Origin of the sequence: Sulfuricaulis limicola (assembly GCF_002355735.1) — a bacterium.
In the GTDB taxonomy this organism is placed as follows: Bacteria; Pseudomonadota; Gammaproteobacteria; order Acidiferrobacterales; family Sulfurifustaceae; genus Sulfuricaulis; species Sulfuricaulis limicola.
This window is the reverse complement of the sequence record NZ_AP014879.1, coordinates 1,181,409-1,204,243: the sequence shown is the minus strand read 5'-3', so window position 1 is coordinate 1,204,243 and position 22,835 is coordinate 1,181,409. Positions and strand designations below refer to the sequence as shown.

The 22,835-nt window shown below is 61.2% G+C and carries 20 protein-coding genes; 2 read left to right on the top strand and 18 right to left on the bottom strand.

The window, feature by feature from the left end; translation table 11 throughout:
* Nucleotides 1-35 precede the first annotated feature (35 nt).
* From rfaD to mtnA, 16 genes are all read right to left on the bottom strand, one after another.
* Entirely contained in the window at nucleotides 36-1,049 is a 1,014-nt protein-coding gene (rfaD, locus tag SCL_RS05865) for an ADP-glyceromanno-heptose 6-epimerase (protein WP_096360351.1), read from the bottom strand.
* On the bottom strand, nucleotides 1,046-2,002 hold the full coding sequence (gene rfaE1 / locus SCL_RS05860) for a D-glycero-beta-D-manno-heptose-7-phosphate kinase (protein WP_096360350.1): 957 nt from the start codon (nucleotides 2,000-2,002) through the stop codon (nucleotides 1,046-1,048). The genes rfaD and rfaE1 overlap by 4 nt, the downstream gene beginning before the upstream one ends.
* Before the next feature lie 111 nt (nucleotides 2,003-2,113).
* Nucleotides 2,114-2,812: an orotidine-5'-phosphate decarboxylase gene (gene pyrF, locus SCL_RS05855; RefSeq protein ID WP_096360349.1), complete on the bottom strand. Its 699-nt coding sequence runs from the start codon at nucleotides 2,810-2,812 to the stop codon at nucleotides 2,114-2,116.
* Nucleotides 2,812-3,978 (bottom strand): lipopolysaccharide assembly protein LapB, encoded by a 1,167-nt coding sequence (lapB, locus tag SCL_RS05850; protein WP_096360348.1) that lies wholly within the window; start codon nucleotides 3,976-3,978, stop codon nucleotides 2,812-2,814. Before lapB ends, pyrF begins: the two co-directional genes overlap by 1 nt.
* A 131-nt stretch (nucleotides 3,979-4,109) precedes the next feature.
* The gene (locus SCL_RS05845; RefSeq protein WP_096360347.1) at nucleotides 4,110-4,406 is read right to left on the bottom strand and encodes a LapA family protein; all 297 of its coding nucleotides are present in this window, start codon (nucleotides 4,404-4,406) and stop codon (nucleotides 4,110-4,112) included.
* A gap of 127 nt (nucleotides 4,407-4,533) precedes the next feature.
* A complete protein-coding gene (locus tag SCL_RS05840) occupies nucleotides 4,534-4,821 on the bottom strand; it encodes an integration host factor subunit beta (protein ID WP_096360346.1) in 288 nt (95 codons plus the stop codon).
* Nucleotides 4,822-5,001: 180 nt separating this feature from the next.
* Nucleotides 5,002-6,687, bottom strand: coding sequence for a 30S ribosomal protein S1 (gene rpsA / locus SCL_RS05835; protein ID WP_096360345.1), 1,686 nt, complete (start codon nucleotides 6,685-6,687; stop codon nucleotides 5,002-5,004).
* Nucleotides 6,688-6,801: 114 nt separating this feature from the next.
* Complete coding sequence (gene cmk, locus SCL_RS05830) at nucleotides 6,802-7,494, bottom strand: (d)CMP kinase (RefSeq protein ID WP_172425942.1); 693 nt, start codon at nucleotides 7,492-7,494, stop codon at nucleotides 6,802-6,804.
* Nucleotides 7,495-7,603: 109 nt separating this feature from the next.
* On the bottom strand, nucleotides 7,604-8,914 hold the full coding sequence (gene aroA, locus SCL_RS05825; RefSeq protein ID WP_096361865.1) for a 3-phosphoshikimate 1-carboxyvinyltransferase: 1,311 nt from the start codon (nucleotides 8,912-8,914) through the stop codon (nucleotides 7,604-7,606).
* A gap of 42 nt (nucleotides 8,915-8,956) precedes the next feature.
* The gene (locus SCL_RS05820) at nucleotides 8,957-9,820 is read right to left on the bottom strand and encodes a prephenate dehydrogenase (protein WP_096360344.1); all 864 of its coding nucleotides are present in this window, start codon (nucleotides 9,818-9,820) and stop codon (nucleotides 8,957-8,959) included.
* Entirely contained in the window at nucleotides 9,810-10,913 is a 1,104-nt protein-coding gene (gene hisC / locus SCL_RS05815; protein ID WP_096361864.1) for a histidinol-phosphate transaminase, read from the bottom strand. Before hisC ends, SCL_RS05820 begins: the two co-directional genes overlap by 11 nt.
* A gap of 8 nt (nucleotides 10,914-10,921) precedes the next feature.
* A complete protein-coding gene (gene pheA / locus SCL_RS05810) occupies nucleotides 10,922-12,028 on the bottom strand; it encodes a prephenate dehydratase (protein ID WP_096360343.1) in 1,107 nt (368 codons plus the stop codon).
* Between the two features lie 142 nt (nucleotides 12,029-12,170).
* Nucleotides 12,171-13,334, bottom strand: coding sequence for a 3-phosphoglycerate dehydrogenase family protein (locus tag SCL_RS05805; protein ID WP_096360342.1), 1,164 nt, complete (start codon nucleotides 13,332-13,334; stop codon nucleotides 12,171-12,173).
* A 248-nt stretch (nucleotides 13,335-13,582) separates the two neighbouring features.
* Nucleotides 13,583-14,668 carry a 3-phosphoserine/phosphohydroxythreonine transaminase gene (gene serC / locus SCL_RS05800; RefSeq protein WP_096360341.1) on the bottom strand — a complete coding sequence of 362 codons (1,086 nt, stop codon included), beginning with the start codon at nucleotides 14,666-14,668 and terminating at the stop codon, nucleotides 13,583-13,585.
* A 116-nt stretch (nucleotides 14,669-14,784) separates the two neighbouring features.
* Nucleotides 14,785-17,340: a DNA gyrase subunit A gene (gyrA, locus tag SCL_RS05795; protein ID WP_096360340.1), complete on the bottom strand. Its 2,556-nt coding sequence runs from the start codon at nucleotides 17,338-17,340 to the stop codon at nucleotides 14,785-14,787.
* A gap of 186 nt (nucleotides 17,341-17,526) precedes the next feature.
* Nucleotides 17,527-18,594 (bottom strand): S-methyl-5-thioribose-1-phosphate isomerase, encoded by a 1,068-nt coding sequence (mtnA, locus tag SCL_RS05790; protein WP_096361863.1) that lies wholly within the window; start codon nucleotides 18,592-18,594, stop codon nucleotides 17,527-17,529.
* A gap of 515 nt (nucleotides 18,595-19,109) precedes the next feature.
* Between mtnA and SCL_RS05785 the strand changes: the two genes are divergently transcribed.
* Nucleotides 19,110-19,751 carry an OmpA family protein gene (locus SCL_RS05785; RefSeq protein WP_096360339.1) on the top strand — a complete coding sequence of 214 codons (642 nt, stop codon included), beginning with the start codon at nucleotides 19,110-19,112 and terminating at the stop codon, nucleotides 19,749-19,751.
* A 106-nt stretch (nucleotides 19,752-19,857) separates the two neighbouring features.
* On the opposite strand, the gene SCL_RS05780 is transcribed toward SCL_RS05785, so the two are convergent.
* Complete coding sequence (locus SCL_RS05780) at nucleotides 19,858-20,796, bottom strand: SPFH domain-containing protein (protein ID WP_096360338.1); 939 nt, start codon at nucleotides 20,794-20,796, stop codon at nucleotides 19,858-19,860.
* Nucleotides 20,797-20,822: 26 nt separating this feature from the next.
* A complete protein-coding gene (locus tag SCL_RS05775; RefSeq protein ID WP_148665003.1) occupies nucleotides 20,823-21,254 on the bottom strand; it encodes an NfeD family protein in 432 nt (143 codons plus the stop codon).
* Between the two features lie 241 nt (nucleotides 21,255-21,495).
* On the opposite strand from SCL_RS05775, the gene SCL_RS05770 reads away from it, so the two are divergent.
* Complete coding sequence (locus SCL_RS05770) at nucleotides 21,496-22,812, top strand: TRZ/ATZ family hydrolase (RefSeq protein ID WP_096360336.1); 1,317 nt, start codon at nucleotides 21,496-21,498, stop codon at nucleotides 22,810-22,812.
* Nucleotides 22,813-22,835: the final 23 nt, after the last annotated feature.

Here is a 22,835-nt window from a genome sequence, read left to right as displayed (position 1 = left end):
CCTTGATAACTCTGATGCAAAAAAATGGATATTTATCATGCCTTGCGGCTGATGCCTTCCTTTTCCGCCAGCCGGGAAATATACCGGCCGACTCCCTCTTCCACCGTCAGGAAAGCCTTTTTGTAGCCGGCGCGGCGCAGCGCCGTCATGTCCGCCTGGGTGAAACTCTGGTACTTGCCCTTGAGCGCTTCCGGGAACGGGATGTACTCGACCAGGCGTTCTTCCTGAAGCGTCTTGATGCTGGCGGCCGGCTTGCCGTCGAGCTTCCGGAAACTGTTGATCACCGCGGCCGCGACGTCGTTGAATGGCTGGGCCCGTCCGGTGCCGACGTTGAAAATGCCGCTCTTTTGCGGGTGCCCCAGGAAAAACAGGTTCACCGCCGCGACATCCTCGACGGAAATGAAATCCCGCCGCTGCTCGCCGTCACCGAACCCGTCATTGCCCTCGAACAGTTTGACCTTGCCGGCGTCGCGGTACTGGTTGAAATGGTGGAACGCAACCGAGGCCATGCGTCCCTTGTGCTGCTCGCGGTCGCCGTAGACGTTGAAGTAGCGGAAGCCGACGATCTGCGCCGTCTTTTTCGGCAGCAGGCGGCGCACATACTGGTCGAATTGCCACTTGGAATAGCCGTACACGTTGAGCGGCGACTCGTGCTCGCGCGACTCGCGGAAAATCTTGCCGGCGCCGTAAACCGCTGCTGAGGAAGCATATAGATAAGGAATGCGCCTGGACTGGCAGTAATGCAACAGCACCCTGGAGTACTCGTAATTGTTCCCCATCATGTAGACGCCATTGTGCTCCATGGTGTCGGAACAGGCGCCCTCGTGCAGAATGGCCTTGAACTTCTTTTTGAAATCGCCGTTGTTGATGCGCTCCAGAAAATCGCGCTTGTCCAGGTAATCCGCGATCTCGCAATCGACCAGATTTTTGAATTTGTCGCCGTGCTCCAGATCGTCCACGACGAGAATGTCCTTTTCGCCGCGATCATTGAGGGCCTTGACCAGATTGGCCCCGATAAAACCGGCTCCACCCGTGACGACGTACATCATCCCTCCTGTGCAGACAATTCCTGCAGGATTTCCGCGGGGCTCGCGGTCGCCGCGCCCAGCTTGCCGACGACGATACCGGCGGCGACGTTGGCCAGAAGCAATGCGTCGCCAAGTTCGCTGCCCACCGCCCAAGCGCAGCCGATTGACGCAATCACCGTATCGCCGGCACCGGTCACGTCGAACACCTCGCGCTTACGTGCCGGGATGTGAAGCACGCGCCCGTCCTGTTCTACAAGGCTCATGCCGTCCTCGCCGCGCGTCACCAGCACGCCGCCAAGGTCGAGTTCCTTGGCCATGGCCAAAGCCTTGCGCTCGAGGTCGACGTTGTCGCGGAAACGGCCGGCGACATGTTCGAACTCCTTGCGGTTCGGTGTAATCAGGTTGGCGCCACGATAACCGCTGTAGTCGTCGCCCTTGGGATCGACCACCACCGGGCGGCCGGCGGCGTGCGCCGCCTGGATCATCTCCTGGATGTAACCCAGACCGCCCTTGCCGTAATCCGAAATGATCACGGCATCATATTCCGCCACATGCTTGAGGTAATTATCGAGCAGCTTCACACATGCGTCCTTGCTGGCCGGGCAGTCGAAATCGATGCGCAACAATTGCTGATGGCGCGAAATCACACGCTGCTTGACGGTGGTATTGAGCAGCTTGTCGCGATGCAGCTGGCAACGAATGTCCGCCTCGCCGAGCAGCCGCTCGAGGCTATCGGCATCACCGTCATCACCGCTGATAGAAAACAAGGTGCATCCGGCGCCCAGCGTGCGCACGCTGCGCGCCACGTTGGCGGCACCACCCGGAAGCTCTTTCACTTCCTTCACCGCCACCACGGGCACCGGCGCCTCGGGCGAGATGCGCTCGACATCGCCATACAAGTAACGATCCAGCATGACATCTCCCACCACCAGTACCTTGGCGCGGGCAATTTTTTCAAGAAGTGGCGGCAACATATTATTGATTATCCTGGCGGCACCGGTACCACCCGGTGCATTCGAACCTCGCTGGGCACGGTATTATCCGGGCATTTCCCATGACTGTCGATTGGCGGCATCCGCGCAATCTCAATGCGTCCGGATTTCACGGTTGATGCCGTCCAGCACGGCCGCGGGGTCCGGTGCGCGCGTCACCGGCCGCCCGATCACCAGATAATCCGCGCCCTCGGCCACGGCTTCGACGGGCGTGCGCGTGCGGCGCTGATCGTCCGCGGCGTCGCCGGTCTTTCTGATGCCGGGAGTCACGAGAACGAATTCCCCGCCGAAACGGCGGCGCAACAGCGCCGCCTCCGCGGGCGAGCAGACCACGCCGTTCAGGCCGGCGTCATGCACCAAGCCAGCCAGGCGCGCGACCTGGCGTTCCGCGCCGCGCTCCAGCCCGAGCTCCGCCAGTTCGTCCTCGCCATGGCTGGTCAACAGCGTCACCCCGATCAGCAGCGGCCGATGTTTCGAGCTCTCGATGGCCTCACGCGCCGCCATCAGCATTCTTTTTCCACCGAGGGCATGCACATTCAGCATCCACACGCCCAGCCCGGCCGCCTGCGCGCAGGCGCGAGCCACGGTACTGGGAATATCGTGATATTTGAGGTCCAGGAACACGTCAAAACCGCGCGCCACCAGCTGCCGCACCAGATCCGGACCGGCCGCGGTGAAAAGCTCCATGCCGACCTTGAGCCGGCATTGCGCCGGCGTGACGCGTTGCACGAAGGCCTGCGCCATGCCGGCATCGGCAAAATCGAGGGCGACAATGATGCGCGGTTCGGCCATTACTCCTCCCGTACCGGCTTGATGGTATTCCAGTGATTGCAGCCGGGGCACAGCCAGTGCAGCGATTTGCCCTTGAAGCCGCACTCGCCGCAGGCATAACCGAGATGCTGCGTGCGCAGCTCCTCGATGATGCCCTTCAGCATCAGCAGGTCGTTGCGGGCGGAATCCTTGGCCTTCACCAGGTTGATCTCCAGCAATTTGTGCAGTCCGTGAACATTCGGCGCGCGACGCAGCCATTCGACGATGAATTTTTCCGCCGCCTCGGCGCCCTCGCGGCTGTTGATGATGTCGGCGAACGTCAGCGCCAGCGACACGCCGCCGTGACGCCGCAGGGAAACCCGGAAATAATCATACAGCCCCTGGTCGTTATCCATCCGGCGGAAACCCTCGGCAATGCGCTCGGCCACTTCGCCGATGTAATGAATGTCCTGCTGCTCGATCCGCTGCCAGTGTCCGATCGCCTCGCGATAGTTGCCCTCCCGGGCGTCGATATCGCCGAGCAGCATGCTGGCGCGCACGCACTTGTCGTCCGCCACCAGCGCCAGTTTCAGGCGTTCGCGCGCGGAGGCATGATTGTGATGGGTGTAGTCCAGTTCCGCCAGCTCGCAATAAAAATGTGCGATCATGCTGTTCATGTCCCTGCCAGACACGCGCGCCAGCTTGCGTGCCACGGTGATTGCCTTTTCCCACTCCTTTTCCTGCTGATAGATGTGCAACAGCAATTTCAGCGCCTGCTCGCTGTGGGCGCGGATTTCGGCGAGTTCCTGGAACAGGTTTTCAGCGCGGTCGAGCAATCCCGCCTTGAGATAATCCTGTCCCAGCTCCAGCAGCGCCAGGCTGCGCTGCTCCCGGTCGAGCGTGGGCCGGGCGATCAGGTTCTGGTGAATGCGGATGGCACGCTCGACCTCGCCACGGCGGCGAAACAGGTTCCCCAGCGCCAGGTGGGTCTCGACGGTATCCGAATTGACTTCCAGCACGCGGATGAAAACCTCGATGGCCTTGTCGGGCTGCTCGTTCAGCAGGAAATTGAGGCCCTTGAAGTAGGCCGAGGGCAGATCGAAGGACTGCCGGGTGCGGCGTTTCTGTTCCAGCCGCGCCACCAGCCAGCCGGAAGCGGCCGCCAGCGGCAACAACAGCCACAACAGATCGTTGGCACTAAAGAACATCTCTAAGAACCCTTGGCAAAAAGAAATTAACCGCCAAGACGCCAAGAGCGCCAAGTTTTTTATTTGTTCTGTCTTTCTTGGCGACCTTGGCGTCTTGGCGGTTCAAAATCATATTCATTTTGTTAAAGGCTCTAAATGACGTCTTTTATCGGCAGTGCGCGCAGGTTGATGACTTCCTGCTCGATCTGGCGGATCTCCTTGCGCGCCTGCACCAGCTGACGCTGCATGCGCATCACCATGCGCAGGCTGGCGAGATAGCCGGCCATCACGCCGATGGCAAGGCTGGTCAGCAGCGCCAGCGACAGCGGCCCGCTCCATTTCAGACCGAAATAATAGTTGAGCTCGATCACCTGCTTGTTCTGGATGGCAAAGGCAATGCCGATGAGCAGGACGAGAATCGCCAGAAACGTGTAGATGATCCGCTTCATGATGCCTCCTTGGGTAACAATGCCGGGCGCCGCCGTGGCGGCGGTCAGTTTGGCTTATTTTGGGTCATAAAAAAACGACATGGGTGACCCGCATGCCGTTTTGTGCTCCGCCGCCGGAAAAGTCGCGTCACTCCGTGCCGTTATTGACGCGCTCCCGCAATTCCTTGCCAGGTTTGAAGTGGGGAACAAACTTGTCCGGCACCTGCACCGCCGCCCCGGTCTTGGGATTGCGGCCGGTCCGCGGCGGACGGTAATGCAGGGAAAAGCTGCCAAAACCCCGGACCTCGATGCGATCGCCCGAGGACAGCGCGGCGGACATCTGCTCCAGGAGTTCCTTGACCGCCAGCTCCACGTCCCGGTAGTCGAGTTGTGGCTGCTTGGCCGCGAGCAAACTGATTAGTTCTGATTTTGTCATATCTCACTCTACCTATAGAAAATAAGTAGAAAGATTTCAAGGACTTTTGGCGGGGATGGGACAGAATATCCCCGCCAGGGTCCTGGCCAAAAACCGCCGAATCATCCCCCGAATCATCCAATTAACCCGTGCCAGCACGCGAATTCCGGCTGATTCAGGCGAATTGCCACAAAACCCGGGCTAGGTGTCCGAGCTGTCATGCCCGCCGAGCTTCTCCTTGAGCTTGTCGCCCAGGGATGAGGTGGCCGAACCGCCCTTGCGCGCGTATTCCTGCACCGCCTCGTTCTCCTCCTCCATGTCCTTGGCCCGGACGGAAAGCGAGATCTTGCGGTTCTTGCGGTCGATGGTGGTGATCTTGGCCTCGACCTCGTCGCCGTCCTTCAGCGCGGAACGGGCATCCTCGATGCGCTCGCGCGCGATGTCGGAGGCGCGCAGATAGCCCTCGACCTCGTCCGCCAGCTTGATCACCGCGCCCTTGGCTTCCACGCTGGTGACGGTGCCCTTCACGACCGAGCCCTTGCCGTGCACGGCGACATAGCTCGCGAACGGATCGCCGTCCAGCTGTTTCACGCCGAGGGAAATACGCTCGCGCTCGGGGTCCACGGCCAGAATGACGGCCTCGATCTCGTCGCCCTTCTTGTAATTGCGCACCGCCTCTTCGCCCGGCATGGCCCAGGACAGGTCGGACAGGTGAATGAGCCCGTCGATACCGCCGTCCAGGCCGACAAAGATGCCGAAGTCGGTAATGGACTTGATCTTGCCGCTGACCTTGTCGTTCTTGTTGTGGTTGGAGGCGAACTCTTCCCACGGATTCGGCTGGCACTGCTTCATGCCCAGCGAAATGCGGCGGCGCTCGGTGTCGATGTCGAGGATCATCACCTCGACCTCGTCGCCCAGCTGCACCACCTTGGTCGGGTGGATGTTCTTGTTGGTCCAGTCCATTTCGGAAACGTGCACCAGGCCTTCCACGCCCGGCTCGATTTCCACGAATGCGCCGTAGTCGGTGATGTTGGTGACCTTGCCGAACAGGCGCGTGCCTTCCGGATAACGGCGCTGGATGTCGACCCACGGATCGTCGCCCAACTGCTTCAGGCCGAGCGAAACGCGGTTGCGTTCGCGGTCGTAGCGCAGCACCTTGGCCTCGATCTCGTCGCCGATCTTGAGCACTTCGCTCGGATGCTTGACGCGCTTCCACGCCAGGTCGGTGATGTGCAGCAGGCCGTCGATGCCGCCGAGGTCGATGAACGCACCGTAATCGGTGAGGTTCTTGACCACGCCCTTGACGGTCTGGCCTTCTTCCAGGCCCGAGAGCAGCGCCTCGCGCTCGGCGGAGATTTCCTTCTCCACCACGGCGCGACGCGACACCACCACGTTGTTGCGCTTGCGGTCGATCTTGATGACCTTGAATTCGAGTTCCTTGCCTTCGAGGTAGCTCGGATCGCGCACCGGGCGGACGTCGACCAGCGAGCTGGGGAGGAAGGCGCGGATGGTGTTCATGGCGACGGTGTAACCGCCCTTGACCTTGCCGGTCATGACGCCGGTGACGATGGATTGGACTTCGAACGCCTTCTCGAGATCTTCCCACGCCTTGGCGCGGCAGGCCTTCTCGCGCGACAGGCGGGTCTCGCCGGAGCCGTCTTCGAGCATTTCGATCACGACTTCCACGGTGTCGCCGACCTTGACGGTCACTTCACCGCGGGCGTCCTGGAACTCGGCCACGGGAATCACGGCTTCGGACTTGAGTCCGGCGTAGACGACGACGATGTTTTCATCCACGTGCACGACTTCGCCGGTGATCAGCTCGCCGGACCGCAGGTGGACTTTATTCAGGCTTTCTTCAAATAGTTGCGCGAAACTTTCAGTCATAAAGGTCAAGGTTGGTTCCCGTCACCGGTCACGTGGCGTGACCCGGCGACTTCGTTACTCGGGTTGGTTTAAAAGGGAGATCCAGCACCCTGTCCGTTCCCTGGAAAGGTAGAATTACCCCGGCCGATGCCGCTCACGCAGCAGGCCATGCACACGCTCAACCACCCCGGAAATGTCGAGCTGAGAGGTATCCAGAATGCACGCATCTTCCGCCGGCTTGAGCGGTGAAACCGCCCGCCCGGCGTCGCGCGCATCGCGCTCACGGATCTCGTCCAAAAGCCGCGGGAGATTAACATCGAATCCCTTTTCCATCAACTGTTTATGTCGCCTCGCGGCGCGCACCTCGGGGCTGGCGGTAAGAAATACCTTAAGTATCGCGTCGGGGAACACCGTGGACCCCATGTCCCGGCCGTCCGCCACCAGGCCGGGCGGCTGGCGAAACGAGTGCTGTTTCTGCAACAGGGCCTGGCGCACCTCGGGGATGGCTGCGACGAGGGATGCCAGCCGGCCGCTCGTTTCCGTCCGCAGCTGGTCGCCAATCTCCGCACCATGCAGCAGCACGACCGCCGGAGCCCCGTCGGCCCGGGGGACAAAACGGATATCCATGGACGTGGCCAGGCGCACCAGCGCCGGCCGGTCCTCGAAGCTGACCCCGGCCTGTTCCGCCGCCACCCCCAGCGCCCGGTAGAGGGCGCCGCTGTCGAGGAAATGCCAGCCGAGCCGCTGCGCCAGGACCTGCCCGACCGTGCCCTTCCCCGACCCGCTGGGGCCGTCGATGGTCAGTACCGGAATCGTGATATCGCTCATATAGAAAAATAGAATGGACAGGATTTACAGGATTAACAGGATTTTTAAAAAAGCGATTGAAGAATCTTCATGCATTTATCTTTAATCCTGTAAATCCTGTTAATCCTGTCTATTTAGCTTCTAGTGTCAGCCCGGCATGTCGGGCAAGCTCGACGAAGCCCGGAAACGAGGTATCCACGTTCTTGCAGTCGCGCACCTTAATAGAGCCGGCGGCCACCAGCCCGGCCATGGCAAATGACATGGCAATGCGGTGATCGCCGTGACTGTCGATCTCGCCACCCTGCAGGCGGCCGCCTTTAATAATGATTCCATCCGGGGTTTCGCGGGCATCGATACCGAGCCATTTAAGGCCCTGTGCCATGACCGCGATGCGATCCGATTCCTTGACCCGCAATTCATGCGCGCCGGTCAGCACGGTTTCACCGGAGGCGCAGGCGGCGGCGATGAATAGCGCCGGGAATTCGTCGATGGCGAGCGGCACCTGGTCCTCCGGAATGCGGATGCCGCGCAGCTGCGCCGCGCGCACGCGGATATCCGCCACCGGTTCGCCACCGACTTCACGCGTATTCAATAATTCGAGATTCGCGCCCATGAGTCTCAGGATATTGAGCACGCCGATGCGCGTCGGGTTGATGCCGACATGCTCCAGCAGCAGATCGGAACCGGCGGCGATGCTGGCGCCGACGAGAAAGAACGTGGCCGAAGAAATATCTGCCGGGACATCGATGCTGCACGCCTTGAGCCTGCCGCCGCCGCGCAGGCTGATACGCGCGCCTCCGGTTTTCACGCCATAGTCGAAACCGCGCAGCATGCGCTCGGTGTGATCGCGCGTCGGCGCCGGTTCGGTGACCGAAGTCTCGCCCTCGGCATACAGTCCTGCCAACAGCAATGAAGACTTCACCTGCGCGCTGGCGACCGGCATCGGATATTCAATGCCGCGCAGTTTGTGACCGCCCCTGATCCGCAACGGTGGCCGCCCGCCTTCCGCGGTTTCGATGACGGCGCCCATGCGACCGAGCGGCTCGGACACGCGCTTCATCGGCCGCTTGCTCAGCGATTCGTCACCGATCAATTCCGAATCGAATGACTGTCCCGCGAGGATACCGGCCATGAGACGCATGGCGGTGCCGGAATTGCCCATGTCGAGCGGCTTCGCCGGCGCTTTCAGGCCATGCAGGCCGGCGCCCTGGATCACCAGCTTGCCCTGGACCGGGCCTTCGGCGCGCACGCCCATGGCGCGAAACGCGCCCAGCGTGGACAACACGTCCTCGCCCTCCAGCAGGCCGGTCACGCGCGTCTCGCCCTCCGCGAGCGAACCCAGCATGACGGAACGATGCGAAATGGATTTGTCACCCGGCACGCGGATACGTCCCGTGAGCTTCCCGCCGGGCTGAATCAGATAATCGATGGACTTGGTCATATTAATATTGAAACCGCGGCGTTCATCCGCGGTTCCCAAATCTTATAATTTCCTGTTCACGCTATCGCGCGCGTGCTTGGCGCGCGTGAAGGTCTCGCACAGCCACTTCGCATCGCCCTTCTCGACTGCCTCGACGAACGCGCCGAGATCGGCATGGTACTGGCGCAGGGCGTCGAGCAAGGCGTCGCGGTTGGCGAGACAGATGTCGCGCCACATCACCGGATCGCTGGCCGCGATGCGCGTGGTGTCACTGAAGCCGCCGCCGGAATTTTCCAGGATGGCGCGGTAATCGTCGTGCCGCACCACCATGTCCATCAGGCAGTAGGCCAGCATGTGCGGCAGATGGCTGCTCACTGCCAGGATGCGGTCATGATCCACGGCCGTGAGCATCGCCACCTGCGCGCCCGCGGCCTCCCACATGGCGCGCACGCGCGCCAGCGCATCGCTGTCGGTTTCGGCTTCGGGAGTCAGGATCACGCGCCGGCGCTGGAACAAATCCGGCAGCGATGCCGCCACGCCCGATTGTTCGGTGCCGGCAATGGGGTGGCCTGCGACGAAATGCGTGAAGCGCGCGCCCAGCGCCGCGCGCGCGGCGGCAATCACACTGCCTTTGACGCTGCCAACGTCGGTCACGACGGCGTTGTCCGGCAATACCGGAGCAAGCGTATTCAAAATATCAGCCATGTTGCCAACCGGCACGGCCAGCACGATCATGCCGGCGCCGCGCACGGCGTCCGGCAGCGACACTTCCGCGCGGTCGATGACGCCGAGTTCCACCGCCTGCTGCAGATTGCCGACGCTGCGCCCGTAGCCGATGATTTCGCGCACGGTGCCGGCATCGCGCAACGCGCGCGCCAGCGAGCCGCCGATCAGGCCGATGCCGATGATGCAGAGCTTATCGATCACGCACGATTTTCCTCAGTGCTTCAATGAAACGCCGGTTTTCTTCCGGCAGTCCCACGGTAATGCGCAAATGATTTGGCATGCCGTAATTGGCGATCGGCCGGACGATCACGCCCTGGCGCAACAAGGCCTCGTACATCGCCGCCGCCGGCCGTTTGAAATCCACGCAGATGAAATTTCCCGCCGAGGGAATGTATTCCAGCCCCAACTCCGTGAAGGCCTCGATCAACTGGCCCATGCCGTCGCGGTTGGTTTGCACGGCACGCGCGACGTGCGCCGTATCCTCCAGCGCCGCCGTGGCGGCCGCCAGCGCCACGCTGTTCACGTTGAACGGCTGGCGCACCCGGTTCAGGACATCGGCCACCGCCGGGCTGGAAACGCCATAGCCGACGCGCAATCCGGCCAGCCCGTAGGCCTTGGAAAAGGTGCGCGCCGTGACGAGGTTCGGGTATTTCGCGGTCCAGCCAATAGTGTTCGGGTATTCCCGTTCCTCAACGTATTCGAAATAGGCCTCGTCCACCGCCACCAGCACATGCGCCGGCATGGCGCCGATGAACGCTTCAAGTTCATCGGCCTTGAGCCAGGTGCCGGTGGGATTGTTGGGGTTGGCGATGAAAACCAGGCGGGTGCGCGCATTCACCGCCGCGCGCATGGCCGCCAGATCGTGACCCCAGTTTTTCGCCGGGATGACGACGGCTTTGGCGTCGACCGCGCGCGTAACGATGGGATAGACCGCGAAGGCATGCTCCGAGAATATGACTTCGTTTTCCGGCAGCACGAAGGCGCGCGCCAGAAATTCCAGAATATCGTTGGAGCCGTTGCCGAGGGTGATGCATTCCGGCGCGATGCCGTGTTTGCGCGCCAGCGCGCTTTTCAGCACGAAGCCGTTGCCGTCGGGATAACGGTGAATGTCCGCCAGCGCCGCGCGCGCCGCGGCCAGCGCGCGCGGGCTCGGGCCGAGGGGGTTTTCGTTGCTGGCGAGCTTGATCGCGCCGGTGACGCCGTATTCGCGTTCCAGTTCCTCGATCGGCTTGCCCGGTTGATAGGGCGAGAGCCCCTGCACACCGGGAGTAGCCAGGCGCAGGATATCCGCCACCGTGGCTGTCACAGCACGGCCTTGGGATAGGAACCGAGCCGTTTCAGGAATGCCGCCTCCTTTTCCAGATCGGCGAGCGCCTTGGCGACCTTGCGATCCTTCATGTGGCCGTCGATGTCGACGAAGAAGACATACTCCCACATGCTCTGGCGCGAGGGACGCGACTCGATGCGCGTCATGTTGATCTTGTTCTTCGCCAGCGGCGCGAGCAGGCGCTGCAGGGCGCCGGGGCGGTTGCGGCTCGACAGCAGCAGGCTGGTCTTGTCGTTGCCGCTCGGCACGGTTTCGAGCGTGCCGATCACGAGGAAGCGTGTGGTGTTGTCCGGGCGATCCTCTATGTTGCTGGCGAACATGTGCAGGCCGTAAAGCTGCGCCGCCGTGTCACCAGCGATGGCGAGCGTGCCGACGTCCGCCGCTGCCAGCCGCGCCGCCTCGGCGTTGCTCGCCACCGGCACGCGCTTCACGCCCGGCAGGTTGGCGTCGAGCCATTCGCGGCACTGCGCCAGCGACTGCTGGTGCGACACCACGCTGTGCGCACCCTGCGGATCGTTGCCCTTGCCGAGCAGATGATGATGGATGCGCAAGGCCACCTCGCCGCAGATCTTGAGCGGCGAGGCCATGAACATGTCGAGCGTGTGATTGATCACGCCTTCGGTGGAGTTCTCCACCGGCACCACGCCGAAATGGGCGTTGCCCGACTCGACCTCGCGGAACACCTCGTCGATGGCCGCCAGCGGCGCGGTTTCCACGGCGTGGCCGAATTGCTTGAGCGCCGCTTCCTGGGTAAAGGTGCCCTCCGGCCCGAGAAACGCGATGCGCAGGCGCGATTCCAGCGCCAGGCAGGCGGACATGATCTCGCGGAACAGCCGCGCCATGGCTTCTTCCGAAAGCGGCCCCTGGTTGCGCGCCAGCACGTTGCGCAACACCTCGGCTTCGCGCTCGGGGCGGTAAAAGTTGTTGCTGCCTTCCTGCTGCTTGGTTTCGGCGACTGCCAGCGCCAGCCGTGCGCGTTCGCTGATCAGCGCCTGGATTTTTACGTCCAGCGCGTCAATCTGCTCGCGCAGTTTCTTTATCTGCGCCTCGGCCCCGCCGTTTTTGCTCTTCTTAACAGTCACCTCAAATATCCTAAAGAATCTCTAATAAAATGGATATGATTTTGAACCGCCAAGACGCCAAGATCGCCAAGAAAAGCTGTTTTTAAAGATAAAAAACTTGGCGTTCTTGGCGTCTTGGCGGTTAATCTTATTTTTTGAGCCGTCAAATAATACGCGCCATCAGCACGCCGTTGATGCCCGCGATCTTCTGGCGCACGTCTTCCGGCACCGGGCTGTCGAGATCGACCACGGTGTAGGCGTAGTCGCCGCGCGAGCGGTTGACCATGTCATGAATGTTCAGCTTGGCGTTGCCCAGCGTCTCGGAAATCAGGCCGAGCATGTTGGGCATGTTGGCATTGGCCGCCACCAGACGATACGCCGTCTCGCGCGCCATCACCACGTCCGGGTAATTCACCGAGTTACGGATGTTGCCGTTCTGGAGAAAATCCTTCACCTGTTCCGCCACCATGATGGCGCAGTTGTCCTCGGCCTCGGCGGTCGAGGCGCCCAGGTGCGGCAGCGTGATCACGTGCTCGTGATTTTTCAGGAGATTGCTCGGAAAGTCGCAGACATAGCCGTAGACCTTGCCGGCCTTGATGGCGGCGCTGACCGCGGCGTCGTCCACGATGCCCTCGCGCGCGAAGTTGAGGATGATGACGCCATCTTTCATGGCCTTGAGGCGCTCGGCGTTAATGAGGTTTTTGGTCGCGTCAACGAGCGGCACGTGGAAGGTCACGAAATCCGCCACGCGCAGCGCCTCGTCCACACTGTTGGCCTTCTTCACGTCGGCCGACAGCTGCCACGCGCCTTCCACCGTCAGGCCCGGATCGAAACCGACCACCTTCATCCCGAGCGCGATACCCATGTTGGCGACGTTGCGCCCGATGGCGCCGAGACCGATGACCGCGAGCGTGCGGCCCGGCAGCTCGAAGCCGGCGAAGTTCTTCTTGCCCGCCTCCACCGCCTTGCTGATCTCGGGGTCGGAGCCGGACAAGCCACGCGCGAACTCCCACGATGCCGGGATGTGACGGCACGCCAGCAGCATGCCGGCCAGCACCAGTTCCTTCACCGCGTTGGCGTTGGCACCGGGCGCGTTGAACACCGGGATGCCCAGCTTGGTCAGCTTCTCGACCGGGATGTTGTTCACACCCGCGCCGGCGCGGCCGACGGCCTTGAGCGACTTCGGGATTTCCATGTCGTGCATCTTGAACGAGCGCAGCAGGATGCCGTCTGGCTCTTTCATGTCGGCGGAAACCTGGAACTCCTCCCTCGGCAGGCGCGCCAGCCCGAGCGGAGAGATGTTGTTGAGCGTCAGTATCTTGTGCATTTTTCCAATCTTAACTGCATTGATAAATAATTCTTACCGCTAAAAAAAGACTTCCGCAGAAATCCCTTGTCGCCCACTGACGTCATGCCAGCGAAAGCCGGCATCCAGTTGCATACCAATACTGCATTAATATCTGGATGGCGGAATACATCCCTGTATTCCGCCCTTCGGGCCAGCCTTCGGCTGTCCAAAATCGCTCCCGGCGATTTTGTCCGGCTTTCGCCGGAATGACGGCACTTTTAGACAGATCAACCATTTTTGCTCATAAAGTCCCGCATGTAGGCGATCAACGCATCAATGCCCGCCTCGGGCATGGCGTTGTAGATGGAGGCGCGCATGCCGCCGACCGAGCGGTGGCCCTTGAGCTGTACCAGACCCGCGCTCTTCGCGCCCTTGAGGAAGGGCTCGTTGAGCGCCTCGCTCTTGAGGGTAAATGGCACATTCATCCATGAACGGCTGGGTTTTTCCACCGGGTTCTTGTAGAAACCGCCGCTGGCATCGATGAAGGCATACAGCTTGTCGGCCTTGCGCTTGTTGATTTCGGCCATGGCCTTGAGGCCGCCCTTCTTCTTGAGCAGGTCGAACACCAGCCCGGCGATGTACCAGGCATAGGTCGGCGGGGTGTTGTACATCGAGGCGTTTTCGGCGTGGATCTTGTAATCGAACATCGAAGGCGTGCCGGCCGGCGCGCCGCCGATCAGATCCTCGCGCACGATCACGATGGTCAGCCCGGCGGGGCCGATGTTCTTCTGTGCGCCGGCGTAGATCAGCCCGTATTGCGTCACGTCCACCGGACGCGACAGGATGGTCGAGGACATGTCGGCCACCAGCGGCACGTTGCCGGTCTGCGGCACGAAGCTGAACTCGACGCCGCCGATGGTTTCATTCGGCGTGTAATGCAGGTAGGCCGCGTCCGGGTCGAGCTTCCAGTCCTTCTGCGGCGGCACGGTGCTGAAGTTGGTCGCTTCCGCGGTGGCCGCGACGTTCACGCCGCCGAATTTCTTGGCTTCCTTGATGGCCTTCTTCGACCACTCGCCGGTGTTGATGTAGTCGGCGGATTTCTTGCCGCGCAGCAGGTTCATCGGCACCATGGCGAACTGCGCCGAGGCGCCGCCTTGCAGGAACAGCACCTTGTAGTTCGCCGGGATGTTCATCAGCTCGCGCAGGTCGGCCTCGGCCTTCTCGGCGATGGCGATGAATTCCTTGCCGCGATGGCTCATCTCCATCACCGACATGCCACTGCCGTGCCAGTCGAGCAGTTCCGCCTGCGCCTGCTTCAGGACTTCTTCCGGCAACACCGCCGGGCCCGCACTGAAATTGAATATTCTGGTCATTACAGTCGCACCTTATAAAAAAACAAAAAACTTGAATGGACAGGATTAACAGGATTTACAGGATTAAATCTGAACTGTTATCTTTTTAATCCTGTTAGTCCTGTTAATCCTGTCTATTAATCTTCTTCCTCGGACTCGGCCACGCGTTCCAGGCCGGCGAGATGCTCGCCTTCCTCGGTCCCGATCAAACGCACGCCCTGGGTGTTGCGGCCGACGATGGAGATTTCCTTCACGCGCGTGCGGATCATGGTGCCGCCACTGGTGATCAGCATCGCCTGATCGTCGTCGCCGACGACGCAGGCGCTGACCACGGGTCCGTTGCGCTCGTTCACCTGGATCGAGATCACGCCCTGGCCGCCGCGGCGGTGTTTCGGGTAATCCTCGAGCGGCGTACGCTTGCCGTAACCGTTCTTCGTCGCCGTCAGCACCGTCATGGCCTTGCCCGCCTGATCCGGGCAAGAGATGATCAGCGCGATCACCGACTGGTCCGGTTTCAGCATGAGGCCGCGCACGCCGCGCGCCGTCCGCCCCATCTCGCGCACGTCGTCTTCCCCGAAGCGCACCACCTTGCCGGCGTTGCTGAAGAGCAATATGTCACACTTGCCGTCGGTCAGGCCGACGCCGATCAGCTGGTTGCCGGGCTTCAACTCGATCGCGCGGATGCCGGTGGAACGCGGGCGCGTGAATTCGACCAACTCGGTCTTCTTGACCGTGCCGTCGGAGGTGGCCATGAACACATAACCGCCCTTGTCGAAGTCCTTCACCGGCAGGATGGCGCTGATCTGCTCGCCCTCCTCCAGCGACAGCAGGTTCACGATCGGCTTACCGCGCGCGCCGCGCCCGGCCTGCGGAATCTCGTACACCTTCTTCCAGAAAACCTTGCCCAGGCTGGTGAAACACAGGATCGTGGCGTGGGTGTTGGCGATCAACAGTTTGTCGACGAAATCCTCTTCCTTCATGCTGGTCGCGGTCTTACCGCGCCCGCCGCGGCGCTGGGCGCGATAGGCCGCGAGCGGTTGTGACTTGATGTAGCCGGCGTGCGACAGGGTCACGACCACGTCCTCGTCGGCGATCAGGTCTTCCATGCTGAGGCTCACGCGGCTCTGCACGATCTCGGTGCGACGCTTGTCGCCGTACTGCTCGCGGATCGCGATCAGCTCGTCGCGAATGACCTGCATCAGGCGTCCGGGATTGCCGAGGATGTCGAGCAGGTCAGCAATGGTTTTGAGAATGTCGCCGTATTCACTGCGCAGTTTTTCCTGCTCCAGCCCGGTCAGGCGGTGCAACCGCAGGTCGAGAATCGCCTGTGCCTGCACTTCCGTCAGGCGATAGCCCTTGGGCGTCAGGCCGAAGGCCTTGTCCAGTCCTTCCGGCCGCGTCAGGTCGGCGTCGCCCGCGGACAACATCTTGGTCACCATTTTCGCCGGCCATGTGCGCGCCAGCATTTTCACGCGCGCCTCGTCCGGGTCCTTGGCGGCCTTGATGAGCGCGATCATCTCGTCGATGCTCTCGAGCGCGACCGCCAGGCCTTCCAAAATATGCGCGCGCTCGCGCGACTTGCGCAGGTCATAGATCGAACGCCGCGTGACCACCTCGCGCCGGTGGCGCAGGAAGGCGTCGATCAGTTCCTTGAGATTGAGCAGGCGCGGCTGGCCGTTGACCAGCGCCACCGCATTGATGCCGAACACGCTCTGCATCGCGGTGTGTTCGTACAGGTTGTTCAGGATCACGTCGGCGACCGCGCCGCGCTTGAGGTCGATCACCATGCGCATGCCGGACTTGTCCGACTCGTCGCGCAGCTCGGCGATGTCCTCGATCTTGCCATCGTGCACCAGCTCGGCGATGCGTTCCAGCAGCAGCGCCTTGTTCACCTGGTACGGCAGCTCGGTGACGATGATGGACTGGCGCCCGCGCTTCTCGTCGGTTTCGATCTCCACCCGCGCGCGCACGTACACGCGCCCGCGCCCGGTGCGATAGGCCTCGTGGATGCCGTCGACGCCGGTGATGATGCCCGCCGTCGGGAAATCCGGGCCGGGCACATGCTTCATCAGGTCGTCGATGGTCGCGTCCGGGTTGTCGATGAGCGCGACGCAGGCGTTGACGACTTCGTTCAGGTTGTGCGGCGGGATGTTGGTCGCCATGCCGACGGCGATGCCGGAGGAGCCGTTCACCAGCAGGTTCGGCACCCGCGCCGGCAGCACCACCGGCTCGTGCTCCGAGCCGTCGTAGTTGGGCGAGAAATCGACGGTTTCCTTGTCGAGGTCGGCCAGCATCTCGTGCGCCATGCGCGCCATGCGGATTTCGGTGTAGCGCATGGCCGCCGGGGCGTCGCCGTCCACCGAGCCGAAGTTGCCCTGGCCGTCGATGATGGGGTAGCGCATGGAGAAGTCCTGCGCCATGCGCACGATGGTGTCGTACACCGCGGTGTCGCCGTGGGGGTGGTATTTACCGATGACGTCACCGACCACGCGCGCGGATTTCTTGTAGGCCTTGTTCCAGTCGTTGCCGAGCTCGTGCATGGCGAACAGCACGCGCCGGTGCACCGGCTTCAGGCCGTCGCGCACGTCCGGCAGCGCCCGGCCCACGATCACGCTCATGGCGTAATCGAGGTAGGAGCGGCGCATCTCGTCTTCGAGATTGACCGGAATGGTTTCTTTGGCGAATTGTTCCATAAGAAATCAGTTACCCTATCGTGGATAACTTATTGATAAGTAACTGATAAGTAGTTATTTTTTCAGCCTGTTTTGAGACTGGAGAAGCACGGAATTCTAGCATGCTTACCCCCCTAACTGCACTTAAAAACCGGGGGCAGAGACGGCGCGAGAGGCGGTAAAAACAGGCTTAAAACAAGGTGTTTTCTAAGCAGATTTCATCATCGCGACCAGCTTGTCGCGGGTGGGCTTTGTGACCACGCCTTTTTCGGTCACGATGGCATCGATCAGCTCGGCCGGGGTGATATCGAAGGCCGGATTCCAGGCCTGTATGCCCTCCGGAGCAGTGCGGGTGCCGCCGAAACCGAGCACCTCGGCCTCGGCCCGGGTCTCGATGGGGATGGCCGCGCCGTCGGGGGTTTTCATGTCCACGGTGCTGGTAGGCGCCACCACCATGAATTTAACCCCATGGTGGCGTGCCGCCACCGCCGTCATGTAGGTGCCGATCTTGTTGGCAGTGTCGCCATTGGCGGCGATGCGGTCCGCGCCCACGATCACCCACGCCACCTTGCCCTGCTTCATTAAATACGTTGCGGCGCTGTCGGCGATCAGGGTCGCCGGGATCCCTTCCTGCACCAGCTCCCACGCCGTCAGGCGCGCGCCCTGGAGCCAGGGGCGGGTTTCGTCGGCATAAACACTTTTGATTCTGCCGGCGGCGTAGCCGGCGCGCACCACCCCCAGCGCCGTGCCATAACCGCCCGTGGCCAGCGCCCCGGTGTTGCAGTGCGTCAAAACGCCGCTGCCTGTCTCGATCAGCGCCGCGCCCAGCTCGCCCATGCGCCGGTTGGCGGCGATGTCGTCGGCGTGGATACGCTGTGCTTCGGAAAGCAGCCGCATCAGCGGATTGCCCGGGATACCGGCATTGATGAGGCCGCGCATATGCTCCACCGCCCAACGCAAATTCACCGCCGTCGGGCGCGCCTCGGCCAGCAGATCCAGATCCGCCTGAATCGCCTTGTGCCAGCCGTTGGGGTTTTCCTTGTATCGGTCGCGCGCCGCCAGCACCACGGCATAGGCCGCCGTGACGCCGATCGCCGGCGCCCCGCGCACCACCATGTCGGTAATGGCCTTGGCACTTTCCGGAAGATGATCGAGGTATAGATGTTCGAATTTGCCGGGGAGGAGGCGCTGGTCAATCAGCTTCAGCCGGCCGTTTTCCCATTCCACCGCGCGGATTTTGTCGTAAAGGATGGCATTGGATGGGGCGTTCGCCATGGCGGGCAAAGTATATCTTATGTCCCCGATTCGCGCCCTAGTACCCGGCATTGACGCCCCCGCCGCTGGGGCGCCTGGATCAACTGCATAAGCAGTAAAGATTTCCGTTGTATCGGCCTCCGGCTGCCAATACTAATCAGGGGGATCACGTCATGAAACGACAAAAAACTTTTTACGCGTTGGTTTGCGTTTTATTGCCGGTTATCAGAATACTTTTTCTATCAGCGAAAACACCAGCCTGAGCGAGGTTTTCAAATTATTAAACTTATTTATATCTCTGTATGTGCGACAGCGCACAGCATCGCATGGGGCACATGGGGACAATGACCGTCAGGAACAAAAGGTGCAAAGCCGAATTTTATTGAAACTTTGCGCGAAACAGGCGTCTAATGTTGAAGGCAGAAATTTCCCTGCTGCCGTCAGTAACAAGCAACACAATAACGCTTCTCCACGTTCGCGATGTTTTAATGAATCATTCGCGTGGAGCTTTCCTCATTGCATAAAGGAGAACTGACATGGAACTGAAAAAATTAATACTGGCAACCCTGGTATCGGGCGGATGCATCTTTTCTGCCTCGCAAAGTTTCGCCGCCTCGGACCTCATGAGCAGCGGCTATGCCCATGACGCCTCGGGAGTTGTCGTGCGTGACAACAGCGGTAATTGCGTGCGCACTTCAAACTGGACTGCGCAGTCGGCAACCAGGGAATGCGACGCCCATCTGATGCCGCCGCCCGTCGCCGCCGCACCGGCCCCGGAACCTGTAGCGACTCCGGCACCTGCCGAAATCGCTGCCATCGAACCTCAGAGGGAACCCATCAACATCTCCGAGAAAGCCGGGTTCGATTTTGATCAGGCGGTGCTGCGGGCGGAAGACAAGCAACGGCTCGATGCCGCGGTTGCCCAGCTGAAGACGCTTCCGGAAGACGCGACCATCCGGGTCACGGGCTACACCGACAGCGTCGGCAGCGAGAAATACAATCAGGAGTTGTCGATGCGCCGCGCCCAGGCCGCCAAGGACTATCTGGTCAGTAACGGCGTGGCCGAGAATCGCATTGTGCTTTCGGGCATGGGCGAGTCGAATCCGATAGCCAGCAATGACACCGCCGAAGGCCGCGCGATGAACCGTCGTGTCGAGGTTGCTGCCGAGTCGAAGTAAGCAGGAATCGTCAATAACTAGTTATTCGCAGTCTGCGCTGGCTGAAAATCTAATCGTGGGGTGGTGTATCACCCCACGACATCTTTTGTTGTTTCAATCAAACTGATTATGCTTTCGCGGGACGCGGGGCAACCGGCTTCGATTCCGCGCTGCGAATGACGCTCATTACTGAAGCGATGGTTCCCGAGATATCCGATAGCGTCGACGGCACGATCAGGGTATTGCCGGCCTTGGCCAACTCCTCGAACGCTTCAATGTAACGTTCCGCGACCTTGAGATTTGCCGCGGCATCGCCTCCGCTGCCGATGAGCGATTCACCGACGGCCTTGATACCCTTGGCGTTCGCCTCGGCGACGGCGAGAATCGCCTTGGCCTCGCCCTCGGCGCGGTTGATCATGGCCTGCCTTTCTCCTTCCGAGCGCTTGATAGCCGCCTGCCGTTCGCCATCGGCAATGTTGATTTGCTCCTGGCGCTCGCCTTCGGACTTGGCGATCAACGCGCGTTTCTCGCGTTCAGCGGTGATCTGCGCCTGCATGGCATGCAGGATCGCCGCAGGCGGGGTAATGTCCTTGATCTCATAGCGCAAGACCTTGACACCCCAAGTCACGGCCGCTGTATCGAGGACACCAATGACAGCGCGGTTCAGATGCTCGCGTTCCTCGAAGGTCTTATCGAGTTCGAGCTTGCCAATCTCCGAGCGCAACGTCGTCTGCGCGAGCTGACTGATGGCCGCCACGTAATTCTCCGCGCCGTAGCTTGCCATCTTGGCATCGGTCACCTGGTAGTAGAGAACTCCATCAACGTTGATTTGCGTGTTGTCCCTCGTAATGCAAATCTGCGGCGCGATATCCATCGCAACCTCTTTGAGCGAGTGTCGGTAGGCAAGGCGATCGACGAAGGGAATAATGAGGTTCAGGCCAGGGTTCAGCACGGCATGATAACGCCCAAGACGCTCAACGACGTAGGCGCTCTGCTGCGGGACGATCTTCACGCCAAGGAAAATAAAGATGATCGCAACGATCAGGATTATTCCAAAGGGCAGCATCGATTTTCTCCTTTTTTTCGGAATGCTCAGTTTGGTTTTTCAGACGTGACAACAAGACTTGTGCCACGCACTTCCTTCACGTAAAGCGGACCGTTCCAGTCGAGCCCGGGACGATCGGAATCTGCCGTCCACACCGCACCACGGTAGTTCACCTCCGCCCGGAGATTGGAGAGCACCTTGACCAGCTCTACGCGTCCACCGCTATCGAGCGGGATGGTGGCGCCCACGGGCTCCCGTTTCTTCAGACGAACCGCCACGACATAGCCCGCGATGCATGCCAATGTCGCTACCAGCAGTTGAGCCCACATTGGAGCACTGAACCAGGCGACAATCGAAGCTATGAGAGCAGCGACACCGAGAATAAGCAGCACGAACATCGGACTGCCTATAAAAAGTTCCGCAGCGATTAGAGCCCCTGCCACGATAAGCCAGTACTGCCATGCGCTCATTTCACCCACACGTCTTCTCCTTTAACGCCTAGCGGCGTCTGGTGTGCTGAATCGGCTGTTTTCTCGTTCGATAGCAATTAAAAATAGATCACAACTTTTGTATTAGCGAACACTGTGATCTGACCCCAATTTTTCCCAATTTTTCTAACGCTGGGTCCCCGCCTCTGCAGGGACAACCCCTATCATCTCAGCTTTCACGAGGATGAGGGAGGTCGGTTATACTCCCCCAACTAAAATAACCCCCTCCCCCATGCAAACCATCGACACCTTAATAAACGCCCGCTGGGTGATACCCGTCGAGCCCGACGGGCTGACGCTGAACCACCACAGCATCGCCGTCCACGGCGGGAAAATCGTCGAAGTCCTGCCCACGAATGACGCCGCGAAGAAATACCACGCCACGGAAACCGTCGATCTCAAAACCCATGCCGTCATCCCCGGCCTGGTGAACGCACACACCCACGCCGCCATGAGCCTGTTCCGCGGGCTGGCGGACGATCTGCCGCTCATGGACTGGCTGAACAATCACATCTGGCCGGCAGAGGCGAAGTGGGTCAGCCCCGATTTCGTGCGCGACGGCACCGAGCTCGCCATCGCCGAGATGCTGAAGAGCGGCACCACCTGCTTCAGTGACATGTATTTCTTCCCCGACGTTACCGCGCGCGTCTGCCACGATGCCGGCATGCGCGCCTGCATCGGGCTGATCATGATCGACTTCCCCAGCGCCTGGGCGCAGAACGCCGACGAATACCTGCACAAGGGCCTGAAGCTGCACGACGAGCTGCGCAACAGCGAACTCATCAGCACCGCCTTCGCCCCGCACGCGCCCTACACCGTCTCCGACGCGCCGTTCGAAAAAATCCGCATGTACGCCGACGAGCTGGATATTCCGATCCACATGCACGTGCATGAAACCGCGCAGGAGGTGGAGGCCAGCGTGAAGCAGCACGGCATGCGCCCGCTGGCGCGGCTCGCCAAACTCGGCCTGCTCGGCCCGCGCCTGATCGCGGTGCACATGACCCAGTTGCTGCCGGAGGAGATCAAATTACTGGCGCAGGACAATGTCAGTGTGGTGCACTGCCCGGAATCGAACCTCAAGCTGGCGAGCGGTTTCTGCCCGGTGCACGCGCTAACGAAAGCCGGTGTGAACGTGGCGCTCGGTACCGACGGCGCGGCCAGCAACAACAATCTCGACATGCTGGAGGAAATCCGCATCGCCGCCCTGCTTGCCAAGGGCGCGAGCGGTGACGCCACGGCGGTCCCGGCGCATACTGCACTGCGCATGGCGACCCTTAACGGTGCCAAGGCGCTTGGGATCGAGGCGCGCACCGGTTCGCTTACCGCCGGCAAAGCAGCGGATATTACGGCCATCGATCTTTCCGCCATCAGCAGCCAGCCGGTGTACGACCCGGTGTCGCAGATCGTCTATACCGCCACGCGCGACCAGGTCTCGGACGTGTGGGTCAACGGCAAACATCTGCTCGCGAAACACCAGCTGACCGGGATGGACGAGGCGGCGCTGCGGGAGAAGGCCATCGAGTGGCATGGTAAGATAAAGGCCAGTTAAGGAATTTGCCGTCATGCCGGCGG